Below are 12,568 nucleotides of genomic sequence, written 5' to 3' on the forward strand. Positions count from 1 at the left end.
TCGTAATGTGCGCTTCTCTATTCTTTTTCAGCACGTCGCCCATCAGGGCGAGATTCTAGAAAGAGGATACGAAATGATGAAAACTTTCCCCAGTGTATCTTCCAGCACGCACAAGCGAATCATGGCTGCCGCAGCGTCCGTGGCTATCGCCGGGGCGATCGGCTTCGGGGCCTACGCCACCGGCACAACACCCGTTCTGGCCGATGCCGTGCGCGTTCAAACAGCGCAGATGCCGGGCTTCGCCGATCTCGTTGAACGAGTCACGCCGGCGGTCGTTAGCGTCAAGGTCAAGGCAAAAGTCCAGTCGACGGCCGACGACGGCTCCAACGATCAGAATGGTTTCGATAACTTGCCAGACAACCCGGAACTGCGCCGGTTTTTCAAGGAATTCCGAGGTTTTGGCGATCAGGGCGGCGAGTTCGGTATGCGCCGCTTCGGTCACCGCGACCACAATAACGGCCAGCCGCGCCCGGTTGCGCAAGGGTCGGGCTTCTTCATCTCCGAGGACGGCTATCTGGTCACCAACAACCACGTCGTCTCGGAAGGCTCGGACTTCAGCGTCGTCACCAATGACGGCAAGGAGCTCGACGCCAAGCTGGTCGGCACCGATCCACGCACTGACCTCGCGGTGCTGAAGGTCGACGGCGGCGGCAACAAGTTCACGTATGTCGACTTCGCTGACGATTCGAAGGTCCGCATCGGCGACTGGGTGGTTGCTGTCGGCAATCCATTCGGCCTCGGCGGCACGGTCACCGCCGGCATCGTCTCGGCTCGCGGCCGCGACATCGGCGCCGGCCCGTATGACGACTTCATCCAGATCGACGCCCCGGTCAACCGCGGCAATTCGGGCGGCCCGACCTTCAACCTCAACGGCCAGGTGGTCGGCATCAACACCGCCATCTTCTCGCCTTCCGGTGGCAGCGTCGGTATCGCCTTCGACATCCCTGCCTCGACCGCCAAGCGGGTCGTTGAGGACCTGATGAAGAACGGTTCCGTCCAGCGCGGCTGGCTCGGCGTCGAGATCCAGCCGGTCACCAAGGACATTGCCGAGTCGCTAGGCATGAAGTCCAACAACGGTGCGTTGGTGTCCAGCGCCCAGGATGCCGGCCCGGGCAAGAAGGCTGGCATCGTTGCCGGTGACGTCATCACCCAGGTCGACGGCAAGGATGTCGCCTCGCCGAAGGAGCTTGCCCGGCTTATCGGGGCTTACTCGCCGGGCAAATCAGTCGATGTCACGGTTTGGCGTGACGGCAAGAGCCAGGCGGTCAAGGTCGACCTCGGCACGCTACCCGCAAGCGACAAGCAGGCCTCGAACGACGGCAGCAAGCGTCAGGCGCCCGCCGCCAAGGCCGACACGCTGGCCGATCTCGGCCTCACCGTCACCAAGGCTGAGAGCGGCAAGGGCCTCGTGGTCACCGATGTCGATCCCGACAGCGACGCGGCCGATCGCGGCATTCAGCCGGGCGACGTGATCACCTCGATCAATTCGAATAAGGTCAACACCGCGGACGACGTCTCCAAGGCCATGGCCGATGCCGTCAAGGCCGGCCGCAAGGCGGTGCTGATGCAGATCACCCGCGACGATTCGAGCCGCTTTGTCGCACTGCCTGTGGCCAATGGCTGACCCTACCAGAGAGCTGAGGGTCGGTTCGCTATCCGTTTGACTTTTCAGCGCGTCGGTTTTCGCACCCCAGAGCCGACGCGCTGAAAACAATGATGATCCAACGGATGCTCGCCAAGAGCGACAAGCGGGAGGCTCCTGCCGGCAGATAGGCGCTTGGGTTTAGTCCGGCGGCTCTCGAGCTTTCCCTAGACTAATCCAGCGACGAACTCCTGCCAGCGGTATCACGCGTTGTCAGGGCGATAGGCTGTCGGGCTTGTCTTGGGCGGTCTTACCTTCGGTAGCGGCTACACGCAGGCCCCGCGACGCGATCGAAGGCGCGCCGTTGCCGCCGTTGTTCTTCATGGAAGATCCGCCGGTGGGGTGCTGTCGATGGTGTCGGGCATTCCGGGCGACATCTTCGCGCATCGCTGGCGGTGGGCACTGGTCTCGACACCACGCTCGGCCTTGTGTTCAGCGCCGGCGCCTGCATGGCAACCGCTGGCAGCAGCACAAGCAAAACAGCGATTTTAGCCGTTCTGTTCAAATGCGAAGCTTAGGCGCTGCAATCGGAGCGAGATATCAAAGGCACGTTATGCGCTCGATACGAGTTGGCTCTTACAACACCCATCGGAATGCCCGCCGCAGTTCAGAAGCACCGTCCTTTTCTTACCATCGGCCGTGCGAGATTATGATCCGTTCCGGCTGCCAGGCGAGCATCTGACGAACCGCCAATTTCAATGCCTGACGACGCCGAACGAAGCTGGCTCGCATGTCGATGGGCGACTTGCCGTCCGGGTCTGCCGCGCCAGCAAGCCTTACGAGAAGCTTGAAAAACCGGTTATGAACGCGGCTCGGCTCGAAGTTCTCGATCAGATCGGTGAGGATCAGCGTTCGGGTGCCGCAGTGAAACAAGACGGCTTCCGTAATCATATCACCACGGACCACCAGGAGATCTATCTCCTCAGGCCAGGGTGAATGGCGACCCACCAGCAGTATATCGACATCAATCCGGCGCTTCGCTCGCTGCGCCAGCCCACGCACAGCCAGTACCTTTGCACCGGGAACGGCGACTTTCCAGCCAGGGAGCCACCAATAGTGAAGGGAGTTCGGCGCAACCAGGTACCGAATTGGTCCCAGGATTTCGATCGCCGATCGCAGCGCGGGGGAATACGCGACAGGCGAATGCAGGACCAGTTCGCCACTGCGCAGCCGAAGGATCGTCATGCGTGTTGAAAAGGGCAGTTTCAGCCAGCCCAAGCCGAACCTGATTTCAGGTCCATCGACAATCCAGACGTCGGAAGCCACAGGCTTGAGCACATTTATCGGCTCGTATAGGTCCAAACTGGAACGGTCATTCGTGTGTCTGTGCAGCATGGGCTTGGCTCAGCGATCGATAATGAACTACTCGGGGATGTCCGAGGAGACAGCCGTCACAGATTGATATGGCACGCTGCCGTCTGTCGGAAAGCGCGCGCCTTTGCGCATCGCCAGCCATTCCCGAATCGCAAGTCGAATAACCTCTAACCGATCCAGGCTCATCTCGGCGGCGACCTCCAAAATCGCCGTTTCAGTGCGCGTATCAAAGGCATCGTTAACGCACGTAGCATCGTCGCGGCCTGAAGATCGCTGTGGCGCCAGAGTTCGGCTGTTTCCTTTTTCCCTGCAGTCAAGGCGTTCCTCGGGATCATCCGTTGGGATTTTGGCTGGTCTCGGCCGCGCCGAAGTCCCGGAGCGCGACAATCCAGTTGTCTCTTATCGTTACAAGCACGAGGCGAGATCCGTGCGGGTAGTACGTAGGCAGAGCCGCTGCCTGATCTGCAAGGACAGCCCCATCCAGTCCACACGGCTCACCACCGAGCAACCAGTTCTCGCGGCCGTTGTCTCCCAATACGGCGATGTAGTCTCCGTCACCGGGATACCCTATGGGGCCGATCTTTTCGCACTCTTCCAATCTGCGCATCGTGATCGTCAGAATATCAATGACGAGACGTTGAGCTGAACTCATTGCGCCAAGATGGAAACGGCCCGACACCACCCCAGCCTGGTGCCGGGCCGTCAGGAAGTGCCCGTGCGGTCGCACTTCCTTGGACATCAGTCTGTGTCACCAGAGAGGTCGGTTCTCAGGGCCTCGTTAGCGCAGGCAACCAGCGGAATCGTGGAACCCTGTTGCCTGGCTTGCGACAACCACACTAAACGGTTCTCGTCCGACAGCCCTCTCATTGCAGAGCGGGCCGCGGAAGTGATCTCGAAACCTCCGCAAGATGCGCATTGGAATTCGACCTTGCGAAGAGCGACCTCGGCCTCGAGCGCCGTGCCGGCGCAGACAGGACACGTGGACGGAAAATACCGCCTTTCGAAGGAAAGGACGTTCATGGGGCCAGGCTCGCTCTTGGTGTGAAGGCAGCGGCCGGCCCTTCACTCGAAGGCCGGTCAAGGCCAATCCGGTCATGGCCCGACAATGCAGGGCTCAATAGGTCAAATACGGAGTGCATTCGCTCCCTTCCAATAGCATCGCAGACTGACTAACCCCTTGTCTTCGGCGCAACGTTCCTGCGCGTGGCGACCTCGATTTGCTTGGCCTCCTTCTCCAGACGTTCCGGCGCGGCGGATCCCATCAAGGCGTAGGCCGTCCCTCCCGATTGCCAATAGACCGTCGGCACCCGTCCGTCAGTGGCCGGGGTTGGTGGAACAGCGTCCTCACCGTTCATTGGAGCGGCGACAAGCGTGATCCGGCCGACGCTGGGTGTATCGGCCGTCACTACAAGACTCTGCTGTCCATTCCAAGGCTGCACCTGGACGTCCTTCACCACCCACACCGACGGCAGGGTCGGCATGCTGACATTGACCGCACCCACCAACCGTTCGATCTTGTCCTGCTTCAGCTCGGTGCCGTTCTCCGGGCCTGCATTCAGCTGTGCGACGCGCAACGCATCTCGCGCTGCCAAAATGAAGGTCTGATCGGCCGTTTTGCCTCCCTGGCGAAGCGGCAGGGTCAACGAGTTGGCCGACCACCCGATAGCAACCAGCGCGACAGCAGCAACTTGCAGCCTGAACATCGCAACAAGTCTCCTTCGGCGAAATGCGCTTTCCAACAGCCTTGCCTTGTCCAGGCTTGCGCTGGGCGGAAACAATCGCTGTGGTTGGGCGTTGCGCAGCGCTTCCATGCGCTCGGCGTGAGCGAAAACTTCTGCCGCCAGGCCGGGCTCGCGGGCAAGTCGGGCTTGAAGCTCAGACCTTTGCGACGGCGAGAGCTCGCCGTCCAGAAAGCGGCTGATATCCTCTTCAGAAACGCGATTATCGGACCTCATTACGCCCTCCCACGATCCTCAAATGACCGGAACCTTTGTTGTCCGCGTTTTCCAAATGGTGTTTCAAGGCGGCACGAGCCCTGCTCAGCCGGGACATGACGGTTCCCGTCGGTATCCCCAGCAATTCCCCGGCTTCGGAATAGGTGAAGCCCAGCACTCCAACCAGATGAAGCACTTCAGCCTGTTCCGTTGGCATCCGTGCGAGCGCCCTGCCCACATCGGAGAGTTCGGCGCAATACTCCTGCGATGGCGGCAATGCCGAAGGTGACATGTCAGCCAGAGATGCCACGCGGAGTCTATCGGCCTTGCTCCGACTAGAGCCGGTAAAAAAGGTGTTCCGAACAATCCTGATCAGCCAGGGAAGCAGCGGCCTGGAGCTGTCGTAAGTACGCGCCAGCGACAGTGCGCGGACAAGTGCCTCCTGCACCAAATCGTCGGCGTCCGCATCATTTCCGGTGAGGACCCGGCCATACCGCCAAAGATCCTCCAGATGTGGCACGACGTCGAGCGCTGGTTTCATCCTGCCTCTTGCTATTTCGAAGTAAAATAGGCGGCCCAGCGGACAGGGACAGGGACAGCAACCGCTGGGCCAGATGGGAGCGTGCTCCTCCGACGGCAAGCTCTGAAGAGTTGCGAAACATCAGTGCTCGCTGCCGCTCCTTTTTCAAAACGTGGTCCCGTCACGTCGTGTTCACCTCGTTTGCACCACTTACTAGGCTCGGCCGGAAACTATTCCAGATTGGACGATCATTTTTCGAAAAGTCTTCAGCTGACGGCATACGGTGCGTGTCGTTCCCACATTCGGGGGCTCGTTTCCGCAATTCCGACGCGGGTTACTCCAAGGTTGAGATCACGTGTCCGGAAAACGACCGATTTCCGTACACCGCCGTAAGTGGCGCCCGGATAGCGATCCGAGAATGGTTTTGTACGGAAACCATGTGCGGAATTCTGTTATGTGGATAACCCGACCTCGCCGCGATCCCATTCGCAGTTCGACAGCACTAGGGTAGTTAGTTGACAAAAAGTAACGCGCCCGTGCGGAGAATAAAGCCGTGTGCGCACGACCAGAGCCAAAGGTCGCTACGCCGCTGACGCACACAATGGTGCGACTGCATGTCCGGTGCCACCTCTTTCCTCAACGCTTATGGGCGGCAGGACAGGTTCTTGTTCAGAGTGCAGGAACGAAAACTTTGGTAGGAAACGCCCTTTCCATCACATCCAGGAAAGCGCGAACCTTGGCGCCGACAAGACGTCGCGAGCTTTGGAGCGCCCAGATTTCGACAGACGGACCGGCGTGAGTTCCCCAGCAAACGAGCCGGCCCGCCTCGATATCGTCCGCGACAAGAAGCTTCGGAAGCAACGCCGCGCCCCCACCTGCGAGAACGGCTTCGCGCACCATCAGCAGGGAAGAGAAGCGCAGGATCGGCTCGGGTTTGAAAAGGACTTCGTCCGGAACATCGGATTTCATGCGCCAAACAACGTTCAGCGAAGTTGCGCTCAGCAAGATCGCCTTTACGGGACTCGGTGTACCGCCAGGCGCCGGCTGAGGGCGCGGCATGTCCGGTGAAGCAACGATCAGGCGCTCGTCATTGAGAAATCGGCGACCGATGAGCCGTTCATCCTGTGACGGATCAATCCGGATCACAAGGTCGTAGCCTTCCTCGACCGGATCGACCTTGCGATCCTCGGCAACAATCTCAAGCTTGACCTCCGGATAGGCGAGAGCGAACCGGGTGGCGATCCTGGGAAGCGCCACATGCGCGAAAACCACCGGAGCGCTCACCCGCAGCCTGCCTCTGGGGGTGGACGCACCTAATACAATGGCCTCCCCCGCCTCCGCAATTTCCGACAGCAATCCGTCGGTGCGCTCGTGAAGCGCTCGCCCTTCGTCTGTCAGTCGCAAACTTTGGGAGCCACGCTCGATCAGCCTCACGCCAAGGCTGTGTTCGAGTTCGCTCACATGGCGCGACAACGTCGCCTTGGATCGCCCGGAGAGGCGACCAGCTCGGCCGAAACCGCCATGGGTGGCAACGAGGTTGAAGTCCGCCAGAGCTTCGAGATCCATAGGATGAACGTTCCAATATCGAGACAGGTTGTCCCGACCGTGGCATCTCCCGCTCATGATTGGAACGCGTATCTTTCTCTCGACACGCACAAACATCATAAGGAGTTTTCACAATGGCTATTTTGGTAACCGGCAGCACCGGGACCATCGGGTCCCAAGTCCTGGCCCACCTGCAGGGGCGCAACGTCGAGGTCCGCGCCTTGACTCGTTCCCCTGAGGCCGCGCAACTGCCATCAGGTGTAAAGGCGGTCCGCGGTGATCTCGCCGACCCGGATTCGCTACGATCTGCGCTGGAAGGCGTCAGCACATTGTTCCTGCTCGCGCCGAATGTCGCGGACGAATTGACCCAGGCCATGCTTGCGCTGACGGTGGCTCGCGAGGCCGGCGTCAAGGGCATCGTCTATCTCTCGGTGTTCGGCGGCGAGCCCTATGCCGACGTTCCGCATTTCGCGGGCAAGTACACGGTCGAGCGGATGATCGAGGCGCTCGATCTGCCCGCGACGGTTCTACGCCCTGCCTACTTCATCCAGAATGATCTTCGTCAAAAGGACGTCCTGCTGAAGGCCGGCGTCTACGGCGCGCCGATCGGCGCGAAAGGTATCTCGATGGTCGATATCCGCGACATCGGCGAGGCCGCCGCGATCGAGCTGGTTCGCCGCGAGCAGGCGGCGACGCCGCTCGGCCGCGAGACTTACGCTCTGGTTGGTCCGGACAGCCTGACCGGCGAAGGTATCGCCACTATCTGGAGCCAAGCCCTCGGCCGCGCGATCCGGTACGGCGGTGATGATCTTGTCGTCATGGAGCAGCGCACGAAGACCATGCTGCCCGCCTGGCACGCGCTCGATCTGCGCCTGATGTTCAGCCGGTATCAGAGCGATGGCGCAGTGGCGACCGCGAACGACATTGCCCGTCTGACCAAGCTGCTCGGTCATGCCCCGCGCTCCTATGCCGCTTTTGCCAAGGATGCCGCGACGCAGTGGGCGAAGGGCTGAGCCTGCATCCCTGCCCCCAACCAAGGAGACCAAACGATGACGACGATCCAACCACTCTTGCCTGAGGACGGTCCGGCCGTGGCCGCGATGCGACAGGCCGCTTCGGCCCACAAGGGCGAGCCGATGGGCCCTGACGCGCGCCCGATGTTCGACGCTATGTTTGCCGCCACGCCCGCCGCTGCGAATGTGCGGGCCGAGCCCGCGACGGTCGGGGGAATTGCGGGCTTCTGGCTGCGACTGTCGAACCCACGGCCGGGCGCACGCATGCTCTATATTCATGGTGGTGGCTATGTGCTCGGCTCAGCCGAGGCGCTCACCAACTTCGCGGGCCAGATCGCCGCACGCGTCGGCGCCGATACCTTCGTCCAGGACTACCGGCGCGCGCCCGAGCATCCGTTCCCGGCAGCGATCGACGATGCGCTCGCCGCCTATCGCGGTCTCGTTGCGGAGGGCGCCGAACGGATCGCGGTTGTAGGCGACTCTGCCGGTGGCGGTTTGACCTTGGCACTGCTGTCGATCCTAGCTGCCGACAAGACGAAGGGCATAATGCAACCGGTCGGGGCCGCCGCGATGTCGCCCTGGACCGACCTGGCGCTCACCGGCGACAGCTTCGAGACGAGGGCAGCGGCGGATCCGATCTTCACGCGCGGCGTGCTCCAGGGCTTTGCGGAAATGTATCTTCAGGGCCAGGATGCCACAAACCCTAAGGCCTCGCCGCTTTATGCGCAGTTCCACGACCTGCCGCCGATCCGCATCGATGTCGGCGACGACGAATTGCTGCTCGCCGATTCCATCCGCTATGCCGACCGGGCGCGGGCGGCCGGCGTGGAGATCACATTGTCGGTCTGGGAGGGCATGCCACATGTATTCCAGTCGTCCCTCGGCCAGTTTCTCGCAGCCGAGCAGTCCGTGGACGCCATCGGCGACTTCCTCCGCCAACGTCTCATCGATGCTTCCCCGTCCATCAGCACTCCTTCGGAGATTTGATATGAAAATTCTGGTATTAGGCGCCACAGGCGCAACCGGCCGGCTGATTGTCAGCAAGGCTCTCGCAGCGGGACACGACGTCGTAGCCCTCGTTCGCTCCAAGGCAAAGGCCACTGACCTCGCCGGCGCCGAGCTCGTCGAAGGCGACGCCCGCGATCCCGCCGCGCTGACCCGTGCCATCGCAGGCTGTGATGCCGTTGTCAGTTCATTGGGCACCGCCATGAGCCCGTTCCGCGAGATTACCATGCTTTCGACAGCCACGCGCGCTCTGGTCGGCGTCATGGCGGAGCAAAAAATCCGCCGGTTGGTGTGCATCACCGGCCTGGGCGCCGGTGACAGCCGCGGCCATGGCGGCTTTTTCTTCGACAGATTGTTGCTGCCCCTGATGCTGCGGAAAGTCTATGAAGACAAGGATCGGCAGGAAGATGCTATCCGCGGCAGCACGCTCGACTGGACCATCGTTCGACCGATGGTCCTCAACGACAAGCCGGCGCGCGGCCGCATCAAAGCGTTGACCGACCTTTCGGGCGTACATGGTGGGACGATCGCGCGAGCCGATGTCGCGGATTTCGTCGTTCAGCAGCTCACCGCAGATACGTGGCTGCGCAAATCGCCCTTGATCAGTTGGTGAAAGTCAGCATTAAAACCCGCGCGCCCTGGGTGATGTGATCGGCGGCCCTGAGCGCGGTGGTTAAGTTTGCCTGGCTGACCGGCCGGCGATATCGCTAACTCACACGCCTCCTCTCCGGCGGATTACGGACGCCAGAGGCGCATTCCAGCCACGAGCATCTAGCTGCCTCCTACTCGCACTGCGGCGAGGTGCTGGAATAAGAGTAATCGGCCTAAACCTTTTCCGCATCCACGCGTTGTGGTTCGCCCCGCGGTTCTTCCGGTGCCGCGAACCACAGCCAGTGGAGAGGCTCAGCACATGTATTTCATGGCATTGGCCACCGACTATGACGGCACGTTGGCGCATGACGGGCTGGTCACGGCCAGCACGGTCGCAGCACTCGAGAAGTTGAAGAAATCCGGGCGCAAGCTCATCCTGGCCACAGGCCGGGAGCTGCCCGATCTGAAAGAGGTGTTTCCCGAACTTTCGCTGTTCGACAAGGTCGTGGCCGAGAACGGCGCGCTGGTTTACACGCCGGCCAGCGAGGACGAGCGCACGATCTCGCCCCCGCCTTCCGCCGAGTTCATCGACCGGCTGAAAAAGCGTGGTGTGAAGCCGCTTTCGGTCGGCCGCTCGATCGTCGCCACCTGGGAACCGCATCAGGCCACCGTGCTCGACGTCATCAAGAAGCTCGGGCTCGAGCTGGAAATCATCTTCAACAAGGGCGCCGTGATGATCCTGCCCTCGGGTATCAACAAGGCGACCGGGCTGGCGGCGGTGCTGGAAGACCTGAAGCTGTCGCCGCACAATGTCGTCGCCGTCGGCGACGCCGAAAACGACCATGCGTTCCTACGGGCCTCGGGCTGCAGCGTGGCCGTCGCCAATGCCTTGCCGGCCGTCAAGGAAACCGCCGACCTCGTCACCAAGGAAGCGCGCGGCAAGGGGTCGAAGAGCTGATCCGCAAGTTGATCAAGCGCGATCATTTGATTGCCAGGAAGCGTACGCGCGGCGTGCTGCTTGGAACCTCGCGCGGCAAGGAAATCTATCTGTCGCCGGCCGAGACGGTTCTGATCGCCGGCAGCTCGGGTATCGGCAAGTCCACTTTAGCGACGGCACTCACCGAGCGGCTTGTCGAGAAAGGGCTGCAGTTCTGCATCTTCGACCCCGAGGGCGATTATGACGGGCTGAAAGGCGCGGTGCCGGTCGGCAATGGTTCGACCGCACCGAACAAGGAGCAGTTGCTGGAACTCATCGAGAAGCCGGGCAACAATATCGTGGTCAATGGGCTGGCGCTGAAGGTCGACGAGCGCCCCGATTTCTTCGCCGAATTGCTGCCCGGCCTCGGTAATGTCCGCTACCGCACGGCAAGGCCGCACTGGCTGATCATCGACGAGGCGCATCATCTGATGCCGAAGCGGCGCAGGGACACGCGGGCAGCACTTTCGATGGAGCTGCCTGGCACGGTGCTGATCACCGTTCACCCTGAAGCGGTCTCGACCGACGCCCTGCGCCTGGTAACGACGGTGATCGCGCTCGGGCCGAAGGCGAAGGGCGTGATCAATACCTTCTGCAAGGAAACCGGGCTTAAGGCGCCGAAGGACATCCCGCTGCCGAAGGGCGACCGGGTGCTGTTCTGGCGGCCGCATGACGACAAGACGCCGTTCACGGTCAAGGCAAACGAACCCCGCCAATCGCTGAAGCGGCACAGCCGCAAATATGCCGAGGGCGAGCTCGACGAAGCCGGCAGCTTCTATTTCACCGGGCCGAAGAAGGCGATGAATCTGAGGGCCCACAATCTCATCATCTTCGCCCAGATGGCGGAAGGCATCGACGACAAGACCTGGGACTACCACCTGCGCGCCGGCGATTATTCGAAATGGTTCCGCCATCAGATCAGGGACAAGGACCTCGCCCGCGAAACGGCCGAGGCCGAGAAGGACAAGACATTGTCCGCCGACGAAAGCCGCAAGCTGGTGATCGACGCCGTCCGCCGCCGCTACACGGCGCCGGCGACCGCGCCTGAGTAGAATCTGTGTTCGCCGGTGGCTCGGCCCCGAGTAAGCAACCGTTCGGTTAATACGCGAGTTTAGCTGGACACGGCGAATATCGGCCAATAGCTTGCATACGGCCTTGCGAGGGGGAGATGGATTCGTGCCTGTAGTGGAAAAGGAAGTTGGCGGTATAGAAGGCTTGTTGACCGAGGTCTTAAATATCCGCTCCTCAATCCCCGCAGGTCACTTTATTTGGTTCAGAGGCGCGCGGTTGGATTCTCACCAGCTCTTGCCAAAAATCATGAGAGACGGAAGAGCCGTAGACGACGTTTTCGAGCGAGAGAAAAGACTTTTAACTCGGTTTAGGCAAAGAAGTTTAGCCTACTGGCCTGCTGGGTACCCTCAAAACGATTGGGAACATTTGTTTGCCATGCAGCATTACGGCGTTCCGACACGATTGCTGGATTGGAGCGAGAACCTTTTTGTAGCTGCTCATTTTGCGTTCTCAAATTTTTCGGAAGGCGACGCTGGCCAACCGGTTATCTGGTGTGTTGATCCCGTGCTTTGGAATAGGAAGACACCAAACCTCTCAGAGTTTGGCAATTCCATCTACGTCCTCACGACAGCTGATGATGACGCCGAGGGATATCGTCCCGAAACGACCAAGAGGCGAAACAGGACGCCAGTCGCAATTTTCGGTACGCACAACTCCCAGCGGATTGTGGCTCAACGTGGAACTTTTTTTGTTTGGGGGAACGACACAACCTCACTAGAAGCGTTCGCCAGGGATAGCGAAGCCCATCTTTGGAAATTTCGGATTGCTGGCGCTCGCGACGAACTCGCCGCGTCCCTTCGATTTTTAGGCTTTGGAGAAACAATGGTGTTTCCAGAAATGCCCTCGCTAGCGGAAGAGCTGAGCAGAACTGAAGGCTGGAGGAGGTCGTGTCCCCACAGGTGGTGTAGCTCGGCGGTAGTGAAGCCGCTCGCGAGTGCGCCGTTAGTCGCGCTGTAG

At 60.9% G+C, this 12,568-nt stretch carries 10 protein-coding genes and 1 pseudogene; 6 read left to right on the top strand and 5 right to left on the bottom strand.

Annotated features, from left to right (window positions below):
- Positions 1–76 precede the first annotated feature (76 nt).
- Entirely contained in the window at positions 77–1,624 is a 1,548-nt protein-coding gene (locus ACVDG8_RS09215; RefSeq protein WP_447257282.1) for a Do family serine endopeptidase, read from the top strand.
- 645 nt (positions 1,625–2,269) lie between these two features.
- Here ACVDG8_RS09215 and ACVDG8_RS09220 read toward each other — a convergent pair.
- From ACVDG8_RS09220 to ACVDG8_RS09240, 5 genes are all read right to left on the bottom strand, one after another.
- Positions 2,270–2,920, bottom strand: coding sequence for a DUF4336 domain-containing protein (locus ACVDG8_RS09220; RefSeq protein ID WP_447254428.1), 651 nt, complete (start codon positions 2,918–2,920; stop codon positions 2,270–2,272).
- A gap of 367 nt (positions 2,921–3,287) precedes the next feature.
- On the bottom strand, positions 3,288–3,695 hold the full coding sequence (locus ACVDG8_RS09225) for a hypothetical protein (RefSeq protein WP_447254429.1): 408 nt from the start codon (positions 3,693–3,695) through the stop codon (positions 3,288–3,290).
- Positions 3,696–4,125: 430 nt separating this feature from the next.
- Positions 4,126–4,911, bottom strand: coding sequence for an anti-sigma factor family protein (locus ACVDG8_RS09230; protein ID WP_447254430.1), 786 nt, complete (start codon positions 4,909–4,911; stop codon positions 4,126–4,128).
- A complete protein-coding gene (locus ACVDG8_RS09235; protein WP_447254431.1) occupies positions 4,898–5,431 on the bottom strand; it encodes a sigma-70 family RNA polymerase sigma factor in 534 nt (177 codons plus the stop codon). The genes ACVDG8_RS09230 and ACVDG8_RS09235 overlap by 14 nt, the downstream gene beginning before the upstream one ends.
- A gap of 648 nt (positions 5,432–6,079) precedes the next feature.
- Positions 6,080–6,976 (bottom strand): LysR family transcriptional regulator, encoded by an 897-nt coding sequence (locus ACVDG8_RS09240; RefSeq protein ID WP_447254432.1) that lies wholly within the window; start codon positions 6,974–6,976, stop codon positions 6,080–6,082.
- Between the two features lie 113 nt (positions 6,977–7,089).
- Between ACVDG8_RS09240 and ACVDG8_RS09245 the strand changes: the two genes are divergently transcribed.
- From ACVDG8_RS09245 to ACVDG8_RS09265, 5 genes and pseudogenes are all read left to right on the top strand, one after another.
- Entirely contained in the window at positions 7,090–7,968 is an 879-nt protein-coding gene (locus ACVDG8_RS09245) for an NmrA/HSCARG family protein (RefSeq protein WP_447254433.1), read from the top strand.
- Positions 7,969–8,004: 36 nt separating this feature from the next.
- Positions 8,005–8,955, top strand: a complete 951-nt coding sequence (locus tag ACVDG8_RS09250) for an alpha/beta hydrolase (RefSeq protein WP_447254434.1) — start codon at positions 8,005–8,007, stop codon at positions 8,953–8,955.
- 1 nt (position 8,956) lies between these two features.
- The gene (locus ACVDG8_RS09255; RefSeq protein WP_447254435.1) at positions 8,957–9,586 is read left to right on the top strand and encodes an SDR family oxidoreductase; all 630 of its coding nucleotides are present in this window, start codon (positions 8,957–8,959) and stop codon (positions 9,584–9,586) included.
- A 297-nt stretch (positions 9,587–9,883) separates the two neighbouring features.
- A pseudogene (locus ACVDG8_RS09260) lies at positions 9,884–11,592 on the top strand (HAD-IIB family hydrolase).
- A gap of 124 nt (positions 11,593–11,716) precedes the next feature.
- Positions 11,717–12,568 (top strand): FRG domain-containing protein, encoded by an 852-nt coding sequence (locus ACVDG8_RS09265; RefSeq protein ID WP_455707656.1) that lies wholly within the window; start codon positions 11,717–11,719, stop codon positions 12,566–12,568.

It is taken from the genome of Mesorhizobium sp. ORM8.1 (assembly GCF_053005525.2).